Below are 17,557 nucleotides of genomic sequence, written 5' to 3' on the forward strand. Positions count from 1 at the left end.
CGATTATGGACGGAGCCAAGCGCACGCGACTGAGTCCGGACGAACGCCGAGCGCAACTGATCGACCTCGGCGCTCGGATGCTCGCCGAACGGCCGCTCGAACAGATATCGGTCGAAGACATTGCCGATCAAGCCGGTGTCTCCCGAGGCTTGCTGTTCCACTACTTCGCGTCCAAAAGCGAGTTCCACCTGGCGATAGTCCGGCACACCAGCCAACAGATGCTCGCCCGAACCGAGCCTATCGAAACCGATGATCCGATCGCGACATTACGGTCGGTTCTGGCATCGTACGTCGATTACGTCACTGAAAATCGCACTACGTATGTCTCGTTGTTGCGGGGAACCGCCAGCGGAGATCCGCACATGCGAGAAGTGTTCGAACAGACCCGCGACGTCATGGCGGCGCGAACTCTCGATCAGCTACCCACCATCGGGTTGCCGAGAACACCGCAGGTCGAGCTGGCAGTACGAGGCTGGATCGCGTTTGTCGAGGAAGCAACCATCAGCTGGCTCCGATCCCCGGCAATCAGCCGCGAAGAACTCATCGAGCTCACGGTGAACGCTCTGCCTGCTCTTGCGTCCGCTGCCGCAGGGCTGACCGTCACGCCGGAACTGCTGCGATAGCACCGGCAAACAGAGAAAAGGCCGGGCCTCACACTCCGTATGGAATGTGAGGCCCGGCCCCTACTTCAAGAAATCAGTTGGTCGGCAGGAATGCCTCGTCGAGGATTTCCTGCTGCTCGACGGCGTGAACCTTGCTCGAACCCGAGGAAGGTGCAGACATCGAACGACGCGAGATGCGACGGATACCGCTCAACGTGCCGGGCAGGAGTTCCGGCAGAGCCAGGCCGAGGAACGGCCATGCGCCCTGGTTGGCCGGCTCTTCCTGAACCCAGCGGTACTCGGTTGCATTCGGGTACCGGTCCAAGGTTTCCTGCAGGCGACGCTTCGGCACCGGGTACAGCTGCTCGACGCGCACGATGGCGACGTCGTTGCGGTTGTCCTTGTGCTTCTTCGCCAGGAGCTCCCAGTACAGCTTGCCGCTGACCAGCAGAACGCGCTTGACCTGATCGCGCGACTCTTCGCCGCTCTCGATGTTCGGCTCTTCGAAGACAGACCGGAACTTGCCGGTGGTGAAGTCTTCGACGTTGCTGACCGCAGCCTTGTTACGCAGCATCGACTTGGGCGTGAAGACCACCAGCGGGCGGCGGATGCCGTCGAGGTGATGGCGACGCAGCAAGTGGAAGTAGCTTGCCGGGGTGGACGGAACGGCAACCGTCATCGAACCCTCGGCGCACAGCTGGAGGAAACGTTCGATGCGGCCGGACGTGTGGTCCGGGCCCTGGCCTTCGTGGCCGTGCGGCAGAAGCAGCACAACGTCGGAGAGCTGACCCCACTTGGCTTCACCCGAGCTGATGAACTCGTCGATGATGGTCTGCGCGCCGTTGACGAAGTCACCGAACTGCGCTTCCCACAGCACAAGAGCGTCCGGGTTGCCCACGGAGTAGCCGTATTCGAAGCCCAGACCCGCGTACTCGGTGAGTGCGGAGTCGTAGACCATGAACTTGCCACCGTTGCCGGCGTTGGCAGCGATCTCGGCGATCGGGCTGTACTCGTTGCCGGTCTTCCGGTCGATCAGCACAGAGTGACGCTGCGTGAACGTTCCACGCTTGGAGTCCTGACCCGCAAGGCGAATCAGTGCGCCCTGCTCGGCCAGCGAACCGAACGCGAGCAACTCGGCGAACGCCCAGTCGACGTGACCCTCGCGGGCCATTTCGCGTCGCTTCTCCGCGACCGGCTTGACACGCGGGTGGGTGGTGAAGCCCTCCGGAACGTTGACAAACGCGTCGCCGATGCGCTCGAGAACGTCGGGAGCAACAGCCGTCGTGAGGCGAGCCGGGGGAGTCTGGTCGAGTTCGACGGACTCCGACGGTTCGGGCTGGAACTTCTCGAGCTCACGGACCTCGTTGAAGACCCGTTCGAGCTGGCCCTGGTAGTCGCGAAGTGCGTCTTCGGCTTCCTTGAGCGATATGTCACCGCGACCGATGAGGGACTCGGTGTAGCTCTTACGAACGCTGCGCTTGGTGTCGATGACGTCGTACATCGCCGGCTGGGTCATCGACGGGTCGTCGCCCTCGTTGTGACCGCGGCGGCGGTAGCAGATGAGGTCGATGACAACGTCCTTGCCGAACTTCTCACGGAAGTCGACAGCCAGCTGAGCAACCCAGACACATGCCTCGGGGTCGTCGCCGTTGACGTGGAATACCGGTGCGGCGATCATCTTCGCGACGTCCGTGCAGTACTCGGACGAGCGTGAGTGCTCCGGTGCGGTGGTGAAACCGACCTGGTTGTTCACGACGATGTGCACGGTGCCGCCGGTGCGGTATCCGCGCAGCAGCGAGAGGTTCAACGTTTCCGCGACAACACCCTGACCGGCAAATGCCGCGTCACCGTGAAGCATGAGCGGCAGAACGGTGAAGCCCTCTTCGCCCTTGTCGAGGATGTCCTGCTTGGCGCGAACCAGGCCTTCGAGAACCGGGTCGACGGCCTCGAGGTGCGACGGGTTGGCCGTCAGGGACACGGCGATGTCGTTGTCACCGAACATCTGGATGTAGGTGCCCGAAGCGCCGAGGTGGTACTTCACGTCACCGGAGCCGTGAGCGGCGGCCGGGTTCATGTTGCCCTCGAACTCGGTGAAGATCTTCGAGTACGGCTTGCCGACGATGTTGGCCAGCACGTTGAGGCGACCGCGGTGCGGCATGCCGATGACAACCTCGTCGAGCTGATGCTCGGCAGCCTGGTCGATGACGGCGTCCATCATCGGAATGACGGTCTCGGCACCCTCGAGCGAGAAGCGCTTCTGACCGACGTACTTGGTCTGCAGGAAGGTCTCGAAAGCCTCGGCAGCGTTGAGCTTGCTCAGGATGTACTTCTGCTGAGCAACCGTCGGCTTGGCGTGATGCCCTTCGACGCGATCCTGGATCCACTGACGCTGATCCGTCTCGAGGATGTGCGTGTACTCGACACCGACGTGGCGGCAGTACGCGTCGCGAAGCACGCTGAGCACGTCGCGCAGCTTCATCTTCTCTTTGCCGTGGAAGCCGCCGACCTTGAACTCGCGGTCCAGATCCCACAGCGTCAAGCCGTGGCTGATGACGTCGAGGTCGGGGTGGCTGTGGAACTTGTCCTTGACGAACTGCAAGGGGTCCGTATCGGCCATGAGGTGGCCGCGGTCACGGTAGGCCGCGATCAGTTCGAGAACGCGGGTGTTCTTGTCGACCGCGCCTTCCGGCACGTCCTTGCGCCAGCGAACCGGCTCGTACGGGTTGCCGAGTGCGTGGAAGATCTCGTCGTAGAACTCGTCGCTGATCAGCAGGTTGTGGATCGTGCGAAGGAAATCGCCCGATTCGGCACCCTGGATGATGCGGTGGTCGTACGTCGACGTGAGCGTCATCAGCTTGCCGACGCCCATCTCGGCCAGCTTCTCGTCGCTTGCGCCCTGGAACTCGGCGGGGTACTCCATCGCGCCGGCACCGATGATGGCACCCTGGCCCTTCATCAGGCGGGGGACGGAGTGAACCGTGCCGATGCCGCCCGGGTTGGTCAGCGAGATGGTGACGCCGGTGAAGTCTTCGCCGGTGAGCTTGCCTTCACGGGCGCGGCGGACGATGTCCTCGTACGCGGCGTGGAACTGGACGAAGTTCATCGCCTCGGTGTTCCGGATAGCGGCGACGACCAGTGAGCGGTTGCCGTCCTTACCGGGAAGGTCGATCGCCAGTCCGAGATTGGTGTGCTCGGGGGTGACCGCGTGCGGCTTGCCGTTGATCTCGGCGAAGTGGCGGTTCATGTTGGGGAACGCGTTGACGGCCTGGATGATCGCGTAGCCCAGCAGGTGGGTGAACGAGATCTTGCCGCCGCGAGTGCGCGCGAGGTGGTTGTTGATGACGATGCGGTTGTCGAACATCAGCTTCGCGGGGATCGCGCGAACGCTGGTAGCGGTCGGGATCTCGAGCGAGGCCGACATGTTCTTGACTACTGCGGCTGCCGCGCCGCGAAGAACCTTCGTCTCTTCCGCGCCGCCGGCCGGAGCCGGCTTCGCGGGAGCGGCCTTGGCGGCCGGGGCGGGCTTGGCCGCAGGCGCTGCGGCGGGCTTGGCCGCGGGCGCAGCGGCCTTCGGCGGAGCTGGGGGTGCGGGCGGAGCGGCTTTGGGAGCAGCAGGCGGAGTGCGTACAGCGGCGGGGGCGGCTGCGTTGCCGTTCGTGGCAGTTCCGTTTCCACCCCCCGTGTTCGCCGACTCCGGCGAGTAATCGGTCAAGAATTCGTGCCAACTCGGATCCACGGACGACGGATCGTCCTGGAAGCGTTGGTACATCTCGTCAACCAGCCACTGGTTCTGTCCGAATTGGGATGTAGAACTGCTGCTCACGGCAGGTGTTCGCCTCGTTTCTATTTCGGTACCCGATCAGAGCGCCTATATACATGAGATTAGCCCGAGCGTGTGACCAGCAATTGTGCGGCACACAATTTGTGATCTGTCTCACGGCGGCGCGTAATCTTTCGACTTCGCGACGCCACTCGGCGGTACAAATCTGTCACTACTGCCGTGCGACGGGGTTACCTCCGACGACAGTTCTCGCTGACAGATTATTCCCTTCGCGCGCCCTAGATGCATCCCAGAGTCTCGAGTAGTGACCATTGGCATACCGCAGGAGCGCGTGCGGGCCGTATTCAACGATACGTCCCCGGTCAACTACGACAATCAGGTCGGCACGTGCGGCCGTCGCGAGGCGGTGTGCAACAACGATCGAGGTCCTTTTCCGGGTGACCGACCGACTTGCTTCGAGGACCATTTTCTCGGTCGCGGGATCAAGCGTCGCGGTCGCTTCGTCGAGCAGCAGGAGGTCCGGGTCGACCAACTCGGCGCGCGCGAGTGCGATGAGCTGTCGCTGTCCGGCCGACAGTCCTTGCCCGCGTTCCCCGACCGGATGATTCATGCCGCCGCGCATGTCGGCGATCGCGCGCAGTGCACCGACGGCGCGTGCGGCCTGCTCGATATCGACATTCGACGCGTCAGGTCTACCGAAGGCGATGTTCTCCGCGACGCTGCCGGTGAACAGATGCGCTTCCTGCGGTACGACGCCCAACCTGTGGCGATACTGCGTCAGGTGAAAATCACGGATGTCGGTGCCGTCGACCTGCACTGATCCGCTGGTTGGATCGTAGAATCTGGCCAGTAGTTTGACCACCGTCGACTTCCCGGCGCCCGTCCGTCCGACCAGCGCCACGGTTGTTCCGGCAGGGATGTGTAGGTCGATATCGGTGAGGGCGTCGACCTCGGCGCCGGAATATCGAAAGCCGACATCCCGCAGATGAACGTCGCCGTCCAGGTGTCCGTCGAGGGAGATCAGGTCCGCGGAGTCGGCTGTTTCGATGGAACTGGGCGTCCGGAGAAGATCCCCGATTCGCTTGAGCCCGACGTTTGCCTGTTGGTAACCGTCGAACACCTGTGAGAGTTGCTGAATCGGTCCGAACAACAAGCCGAGGTACAGAACAAAGGCGATCAGAACACCCGCGGACGTCGAGCCGTCGGACACCTGACGGGCTCCGACGAAGACCACACCCGCAAGCGCGAGATCGGAGAGAAACGCGATGAACGGGAAGTACAGCGAAATTGCCCGCTGTGAACGCATCCGTGACCGGCGGTAGCTTTCGGCGCGCTCGGCAAATCGGCGTGCCGCGCCCTCTTCCCGGCGGTAGGCCTGCGCTGCCCGCAACCCGGTGATGTTCTCCTGGAAATCCGCGTTGACCATGGAGATCCGCTCGCGGGACTGGCTGTACGCCACTGCGGAGAACTTTCGGAAGATCAGGGTCGAGATGATGAGCGGCGGAATGACGGCGAGCGCCACCAACGCCAGGGTCACATCGGTGACGAGGAGGGCGATCGCGATGCCGCCTATCGTCAGGACACTCACGATTGCGGTCGACATTCCGGTCTGGATGAATGACGACAGTGCGTCGACGTCCGTGGTCATCCGGGTCATGATCCGCCCGGACAGTTCGCGCTCGTAGTAGTCGAGACCAAGCCTCTGCAGGTGTGCGTAGGTGCGGATACGTAGCCCGAACAGGACCCGCTCGCCCGCTCGGGCGGTGAGGACCGTCATCACAGCGACTATCGCCCAGCCCGCCACCACCAGCAGCGCGCCCAGTATCGCCGCGACGGTGAGAGTCCCTGAGTTCTTGTCGACAACCCCGTGGTCGATGGCGTACCGAACCAGTGACGGGAAGGCAATCGTCGCAGCGGAATCAAGAGTCAGGCACACGACGACTGCCGCCAGAATCCAGCGAACCGGGCGGAGTATCCGAAGCAGTGAGAACTGCGGATCGGACTCGCGAAGTTGTGCGGTGTCGGTGGTCGGAGCCTCGCGCAGCGGTGGCAACGCGTCGAGCGCAGCCTCCAACGACGGGGTGATGGCCAGAGCACCGGCCGCACCTGCCGAATCGGCAGGCGATACCGCAGGCCACAGTTGCTCGGCAGTGGGTTCGGAGTGGTCTGGATCGAAAGGTGCGATGTCGGTAAGTGCAGGGTCGATGTCTGCCGGCTCATCGCTCGATGTGGCGAAAAGGGCCCGAAACAGTGGGCACCGCGCTTCCAACTCGTCGACCGTCCCGGAGTCGATGATCCGCCCCTGGTCGAGGACGGCAATTCGATCAGCCAGGGTCAGGGTCGATCGGCGGTGCGCAAGGATGAGAGTTGTCTGCCTGCGCCTGGCCCGGAACGCGTCGAAGATCGCCGCTTCGGTGGCAGCATCGACGGCCGAGGTGGCGTCGTCGAGGATGAGGATTCGAGGGTTCACGAGTAGGGCGCGCGCGAGCGCGATGCGCTGACGTTGCCCGCCTGAGAGCGTCAGACCGCGTTCACCGACAACGGTGTCGTAACCGTCCGGAAGCGCCTCGATGAACTCGTCGGCGTGGGCCATTGCGGCCGCTGCGCGGATGTCGTCGGCGGACGCGTCCGCGCGGCCTAGGGCGATGTTGGCGGCGACGGTGTCGGAGAACAGGAACGGCTCGTCGAAGGCCAGGCCGATTGCAGCGCGGAGTTGCTCGCTGCGAAGTTCGCTGATCGGCAGCGACGCGTCGGCGCTGTCGAGACTGATGGTCCCGGACTCGGGCGCGTAGAAGCGGGGGAGCAGCAGCGACAGTGCTGTTTTTCCCGAACCGGCTGGTCCGACGACGGCGACGGTCTCGCCTGGTTTGATCTGCAGGTCGAGACCGGACAAGACACGGCGGTCGGAATCGAAGCCAAAAGTGACGTCGTCGAACGTGACCCCGAGCGGTCCGTCGGGGAGATCGAGCGGATGGTCGGGTTCGGCGATGTCGGGCCCCGCGCCGATTACGTCGTAGACGCGTTCGACGGCGGCGCGGGCGAGTTGTGCCATCACCACGACGGAGGACAGCGTGCGCGTGACCGCGGTCATCGTCACGATGTAGGTCGCGAACGCGAGGAAAGTACCGATGGTGATCTGGCCGTGGAGTGCAAGATAGCCACCGACAGCGATCACTGCCACCTGTCCCAGTTGGGGTAGTGCGGCCATCGTCGGCGTGAAACGGGAGTTGATCCGGGCGACGCGCATCCGTTCGCCATAGAGCGTTCGGCCGTGTTTCTCGAGTTGATCGATTGCTCGTTCTTCTTGCCCGAATCCCTTCACCACCCGAACCCCGGTGACGGTTTCCTCGACGTGCTGGGCGAGGTCGGCGGCGCGCTGCTGCGCCGACCAGGTGGCGGCGTAGAGGGTCGGTCGCATCAGGAAGACCACAAGCCCGACAGCGGGGATGATCGCCAGCGCGATGAGGGTGAGCAGGGGCGAGAGCCACGTCATGATGCCGATGGCCAGCACAAATTGCAGCAGGGCGCCGGCGGACATCGGGACCATCGCGAGCAGACCCTGCACGAGTTGCAGATCGGAGATCGAGCGCGAGACGACCTGCCCGGTGCGGATGTCGTCCTGCCCGCGGCCGTCGAGTCGCTGCAAGGAACCGAGCAACGCGAGTCGCAAGTCGTGCTGGACGTCGAGTGAGAGACGACCGGCCAGCATTCGTCGGCCGTACTGGCAGGCGAAGCGCACGATCGCCAAGCCGGCGATGGCAAGTGCGGTGAGTGTGATGACGGTGCCGGCGTTCTGCTCACCGGCCGCATCGAGGGCATAGCGGGTGAGCAGTGGGAAGGAAATGTCGATGGTTGCGGCGACCACCGTCACGGTGAGCGCGCCGATTGCCAGCCGGCGGTGCAGCCAGCAGGCATGGACCAGTCGGCGTATCCACCCCGGGTTGTCAGCGATCGTGTTCATCTCGATCCACGGTAGACCCGGGGGCAGACACGCTTGATCACTCAGGTGATGTCGCGCATCCTGGTGCGCAGCCAGCCGCCCCCGACGAGTGCGACGACCCATGCGGCGAGGATCATCGCTGCACCCGGCCAGGAACTCAACACGTCGATGTCGATCGAAGGCGCGGCATTGACCAGCACTCCGAGGGTGGCCGACACCGGCAGTGCCTTGCCGATACCGTCGGCACCGACGGCAAAGGCCAAGGCTCGCAGAATCCATTCACCGAAGACGAACCAGCCGACCACGGACAGCATGCCGACCACTTGTGAGCCGGCGAGCAGTGTGACGCCTGCACCGATCAGTGCCCACAGCGCGCAGGCGACTATTCCGACGCCGCAGATCGCAAACAGATCCGCGGTGAAGCTGAAGTCGCGAGTGAACAGGATCATCGCGCCGACGGCAACGACCTGCACTACCAGTGCGTATCCGACCGCGAATGCGGCAACAACACCCAATTTGGCGGCCAACACCGCGTCGCGTCCGCGGGCGGTGAGGAATGTCGTGGTGAATGTGGCGTAGGTGAATTCGTTGCCCGCGGCGGTTGCACCGAACAACGCCGCAAAGACGAGGGCGATGGTGGTGGGTCCGCCAACCGCGATGGCAGTGGACACGAGATTCACGTCGAACGCGGTGTCGGCTCGCTCGGCAATGGCCTCGACAATCGGACGAGTGAACGACGCGGCCGCGAGCGCAACAACGACTGGTGCCACAGCGAGTGCCCACCAATAGCGCAGCGAGAGGACCTTCTTGATTTCTGCTTGTGCGAGCGTCGTCACCGGTGGCCTCCCGACGGTCCGTAGGCGGTGGGACCGTAGTAGCCCGACGGTGGACTGTAGTGACCGGATGGCGGGCCGTAATGGCTGGATGGCGGACCGTATCCGGGATGGCCGGTGGCATAGTGCGGTGTGGTCATGGCCACGAACAGTTGCTCGAGATCCGCGTGATCAGCGACGACACTGAAGATCGTGACGCCGGAGGCTGCCGCAACCGGAGCAAGTGCGTCGCTGTCGGTACCGCTGACGGCGAGTCGGCCGTCCGGTGCGATCGTGGCCGCCGTGATCCCGCGGGCGGCCAGCGCCGTCGCGAACAGCGCGGGGTTGGAGCACGAGACCATCAGTCGACTCCGATGTGATGCGCGGAGGGCCTCGACACTGCCGTCGTAGACCAGAGAACCGGCGCTCAGAAGCACCAGGTTGTCCACGACGGGTTCCACCTCGCGCAGCGCCTGGCCCGTGATCAGCACGGTCCGCCCGGACTCGGCAAACGTCGTCAAGAACTGCTGTAACCAGGCCGTGCCTTCGGGGTCGAGTCCGTGGGTGGGTTGGTCGAGCACCAGGATTTCCGGGTTCCCGAGCAGCGCGGTGGCAAGTGCGAGCCGTTGCTGCATTCCCAATGAGAAAAGTCCGGTTCTCCGGTCGGACGCCGAACTGAGTCCGACTGCCGCGAGAACCTGTGTCGCTCGCTGGGCGGGCAGGCCGATCGCGGCAGCGTAGATGTCGAGGTGAGCGCGCGCCGTCCGCGCTGGATGGAGGCCACGTGTGTCGAGGACGGCACCCACAGTCCGGGCGGGCGATGCCAATTTCGAGATGGGGAGACCGTTGATCGTCGCGGATCCATCGCTGGGCGTCACTAAACCGAGCAGCATGCGCAGAGTCGTGGTTTTTCCGGCGCCTGAGGGGCCGAGCAAGCCGGTGATCGAGCCGGCGTGGACGTCGAAGCTCAGGTCGTTGACCGCCCGTGCCGCTTTGAACGTCTTGGTCAAACCGCGAACTTCGATGGGCGCGGAGACCCGCCCCGGTGCACTACTGGTCAAAGATGCTCCCGCGTCGACGGACGTTGTGTTGTGTCGAGCCTACGTTCTCGGCTGTTATCCGCGGAGTACCCGAGTGGTGGTGGCGGGATCGGGCGCGAAGTCGTCCTCGGGGAGTATGACGAGGTGATCGGTCCAGCGCACCGGGGCCGGGCCAAAGGCGTCGCGCGCATTCTTGACGACGCCCTTACCGATGACGCGGTTGCCTGCGCCACCGATGACCGCGCCGATCCCGGCGGGGACCAGCTTGCCGAGTATGAGTGCGCTTCGCTTTGCGGCGTATTTCATCACGAACTTGCGGACCAGCGTGCTGTTCATTCCGCGCATCGTGGAACTCGGGATTTTGCTGGTGATCGCGGTGCCCCAGTTCTTGGCGGTGACCCCGGTGACCTTCTGGACGATTTCCATGCCGGATTCGCCGAGGGCGACAGCGAGGACGAGGGCGCGTCGTTGTTGGTGGTTCTCGATGGAGATTCCGTGGACCGACGCGACTGCCAGAGTGAGAAGTGCCGATGCTTCGAGGAAGAATGCCGACTCCGCGCCGACCGCGGCGATCGATGCCACAGTTCCGACGCCGGGGATTGCGGCTGTGGCGCCGACCGCGCTGCCGCTTCCTGTGACGGCCAGGAGAAACATCTTCTCGAGTCGATCGATGATCTGGGCCGGAGACTCGTCCGGATGCGAGTGCCTGACGTGCTCCACGTATTTGGCGACGGCCGGCGCCTGGAGGCGGCTGCCGTTGTCGAGTACCGAGATGAGGATTTTCTCGACCCGCCCGGCGTCGTCGCTGCTTGCGTTGTCGATCGACTTGGCCATCGCTCTGCCCCTCCACAGGTGTCCACTCTGCAATCGGTGAACTTCGCTGTCGAGGATAGGTGAAGTTTTACAGCGGAGCAGGCGGCCTGCGCCATAGGCTTGTGCTGTGTAGTACTAGAGGGAAGGGGACTGCTGTGGGAACCGATGCTGTGGGAACCGTAGTGTGGCCGACGCTGGTGTATGCCGATGCCCGAGCGGCTGTCGATTTTCTTGTGAAGGCCTTCGGCTTTGTGGAGAAAGCGCTGTACGCCGACGGTGACGTCGTTGCGCATGCTCAGCTCGACTGGCCCGGTGGTGGTGGGATCATGCTGGGTTCGCCCCGTGCCGATTCGTCGATTGCCGGTCTACCGCCGGGAGTGGGTTCTGTGTACATCGTTGTCGACGATGCCGACGGCCTCCACGATCGGGCTGTTGCCGCCGGTGCCGTGATCACGCAGGGTCTTCGCGACGAAGATTACGGTTCGCGCGGTTTCACCTGTCGTGATCCTGAGGGCGTGTTCTGGAGTTTCGGAACGTACGGCGGGGAGTAGTTCTTTACCCGATCTCGGGTTACCGTGTCGCCCAATGTTCTTGCGGCACTACTTCGCTCGAGATCGGGGGATGTGGCGGTGTGCCGTCTCCGAACGGCCGGCCGCCGAGTTGTTCGCGGCCATGTGGTTCGAGCCAGTGCGTCAGTTCGGGTCCCTTGGGAACGATCTGGCTGGGATTGACGTCGGAATGGACGATGTAATAGTGCTGCTTGATCTGGGTGAAGTCGATGGTGTCGCCGAACCCGGGGGTCTGGAAGAGGTCACGGGCATAGTCCCACAGCACCGGCATCTCGGTGAGTTTGCTTCTGTTGCACTTGAAGTGGCCGTGGTAGACGGGATCGAATCGGGCTAGCGTAGTGAACAGTCGGACGTCCGCTTCGGTAATGGTGTCGCCGACTAGGAAACGTTGCCGTGCAAGGCGTTCCGTCAGCCAGTCCAGTCGCGCGAACAGTTGGTCGTATGCCTTGTCGTAGGCTTCCTGGGATCCGGCAAAGCCGCAGCGATAGACACCGTTGTTGACGTCGCGGAACACTTGTTCTGCAACATCGTCGATTTCGGTGCGGAGAGCCTCCGGATACAGATCCGGTGCCCCTTCTCGGTGGTACTTCTTCCACTCGGTGGACAGATCCAGTGTGATCTGCGGGAAGTTGTTTGTGACGACCTTGCCGGTCGCGATCTCCACCATCGCCGGCACCGTGATGCCGCGCGAGTAATTGGGGTCGCGGGCAAAATATGCGTCCTGGAGTCGGGGGATCTTCAGAACCGGATCGACGCCGCCGGGGTCGAGATCAAAAGTCCAACTGCGTTTGTCGTGGACCGGTCCGCAGATTCCCATCGACAGAACATCTTCCAGGCCTAGGAGTCGGCGGACGATGATGGCGCGGTTCGCCCATGGGCAGGCGCGCGCGACAATCAATCGATAGCGATTCGGTTCGACGGGATATCCGTCGCGGCCGTCCTCGGTGATGCGTGCGGCAATGTAGTTGGTGTCGCGAGTGAATTCGCGGCCTTCTTCGACAAATGTTGCAGAGTTGTCCGCGTTCATGGAGATTCCTCTCGATCGCGTGTCTCTACACAATACGTCGTTGGACCTGCGCCGTGGTGTGTATTCCCAGGACAGTGAAATCGAGTGCGCGTGCGATTGCAGCGCCGCCGAGATGTCCGCTCGGGATGCGAAGTTGCGGTATCAGACCGGCATCGAGAGCGTCTTCGGCAGCGAGAAAGACTGTTCCGCAAGCCAAACCGCGCCGCCGCTGCGCGGGATCGGTGAGCACCGTGAGATCCGCGACGAATCCTTGGAACTCGCGGTAGGCCGCGCAAGCGAGGGGTTGGTGATCATCCCCGAGCGCTGTGAACCACTGGTCCTTGGCGCTCAGATCGGCAACTGTGACGTCGTCGGGTGGGCAGGATCTGGCCACGCTCATTGCGTCGGATCGCTCGCGGCTGATCAGAAGTTGTTCTGCGGGTGTGTGATCCGTGTAGTCGGGAAGGAATGCGAGCTCGGTATGCGATGTGAGTCGGCCGCCGTGATCCTTGGTGAGTTCGAGAAGCCGGGTCGGTTCGAGCAGTGAGGCGGCGTCCTCGTTTGCGGTGCGCTGCGTGAACCATTGCGGTCCGACGACGGCTGCTGCGTCGGCGAGTTGCAGCACATGGATCCGATCGCTGTGCTCGTCGTCGACTCGCGCGGTATGCGCCGGACGCAATGCGGAGTCGCCCAAGCCCAGTTCTCGGGCCCACGCGAGTCGGATGATGTCGAGATGATGGTCGTCCACTCGCTACACGCTAGTCCGGTTCGGGTGGGTTGATCGAGATGGCCCGCCGTCGTATATTCCATGTGGACTATTTCGGGTGGAATAGTCAAGAAAACGTCAATTGCGGCTTGTCCGGAAGGGGGATCTCATGGGTGACGTCTCATTGACGCCCTTGGGAATCACCGTTCTGGGCCTGCTGTCCGAGCGTTCGATGCACCCGTACGAGATGTATCAACTCGCCTCGGTCCGCCGAGGGGACCAGTTGGTGAAAATCAAGCCGGGCTCGCTTTATCACACGGTTTCCAGGCTGGAAAAGCAGGAACTGCTCGCTTCGATCGGGACGGATCGTGAAGGCAATCGGCCGGAGCGGACGACGTACGAGATCACCGATCGAGGCCGGAGCGCCCTCGAGCACCAATTGCGGGAGATGTTGGCGGTTCCGGTCCGGGAGTATCCGCGCCTGCCTCTTGCGCTCGCAGAAATGCATAACCTGTCCGCCGCAACTGCGTGTCAGATGCTCCGGATACGTCTCGCGCATCTCGACGAGACGATCGCGAAATTCGAGGCCGACTACGAAGCGTTGAAGGCCGCGGAAAAGCCACGAATCTTCACGGTGGGCGCCGATTACGCCCACGCACTGACCGTCGCCGAACGAGAGTGGATCGGCGTGTTGGTGACAGACATCGAGAGCGGCGAAATGCCCTGGCTCTCACAAGAACTTCTCGACCGGCTGGCCGGCTCAGCAGGCTCGTCCGCACTATCTAAGGACTGAAGATGGAAAAGCAGGTCAATCCCTGGCACGCGCTGTGGGCGCTGTGTATCGGGTTCTTCATGATTCTCGTGGACAGCACGATCGTTGCGGTGGCCAATCCGGCGATCATGGAGGACCTCGGAACCGACATCAACAAGGTGGTCTGGGTAACGAGCGCCTACCTTCTGGCTTACGCTGTGCCGCTACTGGTTACGGGTCGATTGGGTGATCGGTTCGGGCCCAAGAACCTGTACATGATCGGACTCGTCCTGTTCACCGCCGCTTCATTGTGGTGCGGTTTGTCCGGCAGCGTCGAACTTCTCATCGTTGCAAGGGCTTTCCAGGGCTTTGGTGCCGCGATGATGACGCCGCAGACGATGGCCGTCATCACCCGTACCTTTGCGCCGAACAAGCGCGGCGCGGCCATGGGTCTGTGGGGCGCCGTTGCCGGTGTTGCCACCCTGGTCGGACCGCTCGCCGGTGGCGTTCTGGTCGACAATCTCGGCTGGGAATGGATCTTCATCGTCAACGTCCCGGTTGGTGTGATTGCCTTCCTGCTGGCGTGGAAGCTGGTTCCGTCGCTGCCCACGAGCGAACACAAATTCGACATCCCCGGGGTGATTCTCAGTGCCGCGGGCATGTTCCTGCTGGTGTTCGGAATCCAGGAGGGAAGCTCGTACGACTGGAACGGATTTGTGTGGAGCCTGATCGGCGCGGGCGTGCTGCTGCTCGTCGTGTTCGTCTTCTACCAGTCACGCAACAAGAACGAACCACTGCTGCCGCTCGGACTCTTCAAGGATCGCAACTTCTCACTCGCCAACGTCGCCATCACAGCAATGGGCTTTGCCATCACGTCGATGGTGCTGCCGCTGATGTTCTACACCCAGGCGGTACGCGGACTCTCGCCGACACAATCGGCATTGCTGCTCGTTCCGATGGCCGTGCTGACGGGTATTTTTGCGCCGATCGTCGGCAAACTCGTCGACAAGACGCACCCTCGCTACATTGCCGGAACCGGCTTCGCGTTGTTTGCCATCGCACTGGGTTGGCTGGCGATGGTGATGACCCCCGATGTCGCGATTTGGGAGCTGTTGCTGCCGATCGGCCTCATCGGATTCGCGAATGCGTGCATCTGGTCGCCGCTGGCCGCCACAGCCACGCACAATCTGCCGCCCCTGCAAGCGGGTGCCGGAGCCGGTGTCTACAACACCACACGCCAGGTGGGTGCGGTTCTCGGTAGCGCCGCGATCGGCGCGTTGATCACCGCGAGGTTGGCTGCACAGGGCCTCACCGGCGGCAGTTCCGAAGCCGGCGTCGGACATCTGCCCGAGGTAGTCCGCGAACCGTTCAGCACCGCGATGTCGCAGTCCGTGTGGCTCCCGGCCGCGGTACTCCTCGTCGGATTCGTGGCGTCGGTGTGCTTCGAACGGCCGCAGCGCGGCGACGCTCATGACACGGCGATGGCTGTCAGCGCCGAAGCGAGTCGGGAAACATCACTGAAGGATTGAGAAAGTCGTCCCGGCTCAGATGGGGCGAGCGCAGGCGCACTGGGTTGCGGCCAAGGTGCATTCTCCTTGTGTAGCGTCGTGCGTTGCACCGGCAGTCGACGGGGCGGGCATTTCGGTGCTGGCCTCGCGAGGCCACAGCACCCATCCCGAGGCGGCTCCCACCGTGGCAAGGGCTGCGAGGATGCTCCAGGTGAGCGCGAATCCCGCGCTGGTGCCAACCCATCCGGCAATCGGATAGGTGAACAGCCAGGCGAGGTGCGACAGGGAGAATTGGGCTGCGAACAATTCCGGAATACCTGCGGGGTCTACTGACCGTCGAAGCACCTTTCCGGTCGGGGTGACGATCATGGCCATCCCGGCGCCGATGAACGCCCACACCGCGGCGGTGAGAATCCACGTGAACACACCGGCAACGGCGAGGGACGCTGCCGCACTTGCGCTGAAGACCAGGACGACGGAACCTGCTGTCATCACGGTGCGTTCGGCGGTTCGGTCGAGGACGCGGGGAAGAGCCAGCGCGGTCAGCAACGTACCGCTACCCGATGCGGCCAGCATCCAGGCCACGTCGGATTGGGTTCCGCCGAGTTGGTCGCGGACGTAGTTGACGGTGTTGACCACGACGATCGAGCCTGCTGCTGCCACCACGAGATTGAGTGCCATGATGCCGCGCAGTCGCGGCGTGGTCACGAAGATCCGCACTCCCGACGCGATCCGGTCCCACGCCTTTCGGTGAGTGCTGGGACGGGCGTTGGGGATTCGGGTGGCCAGCACGAGCAGCGCGGAGACGGCAAAGCCCACGGAGGTGGCGACAAAGAGCAGGTTGAACGTCATGAAGGACAGCGCTACCGCTGCGAGAACCGGGCTGAGCAGGCTTTCCATCGTGTAGGCGACCTGCGATGCCGACAGTGCGCGGGTGAAATCGGCCTCGTCGGTCACGATGTCCGGGATGACCGCCTGGAATGTGGGTGTGAACGCTGCCGACGCAGCTTGGAGAACACCCACCAGCACGTAGATGTGCCAGATCTCGCTGACGAAGGGCAACGCGATCACCACCGATGCGCGAATGACATCGAGTGCGACGAGGAAAGCCCGTCTCGGCAATCGGTCGACGTACGCCGCCGCGAGTGGGGCGATCAGGACGTACATGGACATCTTGATCGTCAACGCGGTGGCGAGCACCGCCCCTGCGGACGGTCCCGCCAAGTCATACGCGAGCAGGCCGAGTGCCACCGTCGCCAACCCTGTGCCGAACAGTGCGATGATCTGGGCGCTGAAGAGTAGGCGGTAGTCGCGAATCGCGAACAGACGCAGGCTGTTCCGTTCCGGTGCGGTTCTAGCGGTCCGGTTCATCTGGTTTCACTCCCGCGACAAGATTGAAAGCTCCGGTCAGGACGTTGAGGGCGACGATCCCGACTACATCGGCGATCTCGCGATCACCGTAGCCGTACGCCCGAAGGCCCGCGATGTGTTCGTCGGAAATCGAGGCAGGCTCCCGATAGACGCGAAGTCCGAGGTCGATCATTGCCGCGATGGCGGGATCGGCCGATGTGCCCGCGCGGGCACGCTCGATCTCGTCCCATTCGACGCCGTTGGCGTGGGCGGCGGCAACGTGGGCGTCGAGGCAAACAGCGCAACCTTGCTGGACCTGCACGGCGATCGAGATTCGCTCGGTGATCTTGCGGCTGAGTTTCGCTCGCTTCATTGCCCGGCCGAGTTGCAGATAGCCACCCAGTACGGCGGGCGAATGAGCCATCGCGGCGACCATGTCACCGACCTGTCCGTGACGGTTGACGAGTTCGGCGAGAAGGTCTTTCGATGCACCGACAGCGGTGGCCGGTGTGAGAGATGCAAGGCGCGACATACGAGTCCTAAGTCGTTCCGCCGGTGGTGGGGGGGGGGGGGGGGGGGGGGGCGCCCCCCCCCCCCCCCCCCCCCCCCGGAGATAGGAGTGGTGTTTTATTTATTTGAGTGGGAGCACAATGGGGAGGCCCGCCCCCCCCCCCCACGC

13 protein-coding genes are annotated in these 17,557 nt (G+C 63.4%); 4 read left to right on the top strand and 9 right to left on the bottom strand.

The genetic code is table 11. The annotated features are described in order from the left end of the window. The first annotated feature begins 5 nt into the window (after positions 1-5). Positions 6-623: a TetR/AcrR family transcriptional regulator gene (locus tag R4P64_RS21030; RefSeq protein WP_033236702.1), complete on the top strand. Its 618-nt coding sequence runs from the start codon at positions 6-8 to the stop codon at positions 621-623. 73 nt (positions 624-696) lie between these two features. Here the strand turns inward: R4P64_RS21030 and R4P64_RS21035 are convergent, their stop codons facing one another. The 5 genes from R4P64_RS21035 to R4P64_RS21055 all read right to left on the bottom strand — a co-directional run bounded on the left by R4P64_RS21035 (position 697) and on the right by R4P64_RS21055 (position 11,009). Then, positions 697-4,425 (bottom strand): multifunctional oxoglutarate decarboxylase/oxoglutarate dehydrogenase thiamine pyrophosphate-binding subunit/dihydrolipoyllysine-residue succinyltransferase subunit, encoded by a 3,729-nt coding sequence (locus R4P64_RS21035; RefSeq protein WP_317822525.1) that lies wholly within the window; start codon positions 4,423-4,425, stop codon positions 697-699. Positions 4,426-4,594: 169 nt separating this feature from the next. Continuing rightward, the gene (locus tag R4P64_RS21040) at positions 4,595-8,344 is read right to left on the bottom strand and encodes an ABC transporter ATP-binding protein (protein ID WP_317822527.1); all 3,750 of its coding nucleotides are present in this window, start codon (positions 8,342-8,344) and stop codon (positions 4,595-4,597) included. A gap of 41 nt (positions 8,345-8,385) precedes the next feature. Next, entirely contained in the window at positions 8,386-9,159 is a 774-nt protein-coding gene (locus R4P64_RS21045; RefSeq protein ID WP_172937448.1) for an ABC transporter permease, read from the bottom strand. Further along, entirely contained in the window at positions 9,156-10,196 is a 1,041-nt protein-coding gene (locus R4P64_RS21050; protein ID WP_172937449.1) for an ABC transporter ATP-binding protein, read from the bottom strand. The genes R4P64_RS21045 and R4P64_RS21050 overlap by 4 nt, the downstream gene beginning before the upstream one ends. Positions 10,197-10,250: 54 nt before the next feature. Beyond that, positions 10,251-11,009, bottom strand: coding sequence for a hypothetical protein (locus R4P64_RS21055; protein WP_317822529.1), 759 nt, complete (start codon positions 11,007-11,009; stop codon positions 10,251-10,253). Positions 11,010-11,170: 161 nt separating this feature from the next. Between R4P64_RS21055 and R4P64_RS21060 the strand changes: the two genes are divergently transcribed. Continuing rightward, complete coding sequence (locus tag R4P64_RS21060; protein WP_172937482.1) at positions 11,171-11,539, top strand: VOC family protein; 369 nt, start codon at positions 11,171-11,173, stop codon at positions 11,537-11,539. Between the two features lie 19 nt (positions 11,540-11,558). Here R4P64_RS21060 and R4P64_RS21065 read toward each other — a convergent pair whose 3' ends face one another. Both R4P64_RS21065 and R4P64_RS21070 read right to left on the bottom strand, forming a co-directional pair. Continuing rightward, positions 11,559-12,584, bottom strand: coding sequence for a glutathione S-transferase family protein (locus tag R4P64_RS21065; protein ID WP_317822531.1), 1,026 nt, complete (start codon positions 12,582-12,584; stop codon positions 11,559-11,561). Between the two features lie 25 nt (positions 12,585-12,609). Continuing rightward, a complete protein-coding gene (locus R4P64_RS21070) occupies positions 12,610-13,311 on the bottom strand; it encodes a GNAT family acetyltransferase (RefSeq protein WP_317822532.1) in 702 nt (233 codons plus the stop codon). A 127-nt stretch (positions 13,312-13,438) separates the two neighbouring features. Here R4P64_RS21070 and R4P64_RS21075 point away from each other — a divergent pair, with 127 nt between their 5' ends. Together R4P64_RS21075 and R4P64_RS21080 are read left to right on the top strand one after the other, a co-directional pair. Then, positions 13,439-14,062 (top strand): PadR family transcriptional regulator, encoded by a 624-nt coding sequence (locus R4P64_RS21075; RefSeq protein ID WP_317822533.1) that lies wholly within the window; start codon positions 13,439-13,441, stop codon positions 14,060-14,062. Between the two features lie 2 nt (positions 14,063-14,064). Further along, positions 14,065-15,549 carry a DHA2 family efflux MFS transporter permease subunit gene (locus R4P64_RS21080; protein ID WP_033236711.1) on the top strand — a complete coding sequence of 495 codons (1,485 nt, stop codon included), beginning with the start codon at positions 14,065-14,067 and terminating at the stop codon, positions 15,547-15,549. A 15-nt stretch (positions 15,550-15,564) separates the two neighbouring features. Here the strand turns inward: R4P64_RS21080 and R4P64_RS21085 are convergent, their stop codons facing one another. Beyond that, positions 15,565-16,899, bottom strand: coding sequence for an MFS transporter (locus tag R4P64_RS21085; RefSeq protein ID WP_317822534.1), 1,335 nt, complete (start codon positions 16,897-16,899; stop codon positions 15,565-15,567). Then, the gene (locus R4P64_RS21090; RefSeq protein ID WP_317822535.1) at positions 16,883-17,410 is read right to left on the bottom strand and encodes a carboxymuconolactone decarboxylase family protein; all 528 of its coding nucleotides are present in this window, start codon (positions 17,408-17,410) and stop codon (positions 16,883-16,885) included. The genes R4P64_RS21085 and R4P64_RS21090 overlap by 17 nt, the downstream gene beginning before the upstream one ends. Positions 17,411-17,557 lie beyond the last annotated feature (147 nt).

Origin of the sequence: Rhodococcus sp. IEGM 1366 (assembly GCF_033142425.1) — a bacterium.
GTDB lineage: Bacteria > Actinomycetota > Actinomycetes > Mycobacteriales > Mycobacteriaceae > Rhodococcus_F > Rhodococcus_F globerula.

Excerpts from the sequence above, each read along its gene's own strand:
- R4P64_RS21065 (WP_317822531.1), bottom strand. The coding sequence starts at position 12,584 with ATGAACGCGGACAACTCTGCAACATTTGTCGAAGAAGGCCGCGAATTC.
- R4P64_RS21090 (WP_317822535.1), bottom strand. The coding sequence starts at position 17,410 with ATGTCGCGCCTTGCATCTCTCACACCGGCCACCGCTGTCGGTGCATCG.
- R4P64_RS21055 (WP_317822529.1), bottom strand. The coding sequence starts at position 11,009 with ATGGCCAAGTCGATCGACAACGCAAGCAGCGACGACGCCGGGCGGGTC.
- R4P64_RS21075 (WP_317822533.1), top strand. The coding sequence starts at position 13,439 with ATGGGTGACGTCTCATTGACGCCCTTGGGAATCACCGTTCTGGGCCTG.
- R4P64_RS21080 (WP_033236711.1), top strand. The coding sequence starts at position 14,065 with ATGGAAAAGCAGGTCAATCCCTGGCACGCGCTGTGGGCGCTGTGTATC.
- R4P64_RS21030 (WP_033236702.1), top strand. The coding sequence starts at position 6 with ATGGACGGAGCCAAGCGCACGCGACTGAGTCCGGACGAACGCCGAGCG.
- R4P64_RS21040 (WP_317822527.1), bottom strand. The coding sequence starts at position 8,344 with ATGAACACGATCGCTGACAACCCGGGGTGGATACGCCGACTGGTCCAT.
- R4P64_RS21085 (WP_317822534.1), bottom strand. The coding sequence starts at position 16,899 with ATGAACCGGACCGCTAGAACCGCACCGGAACGGAACAGCCTGCGTCTG.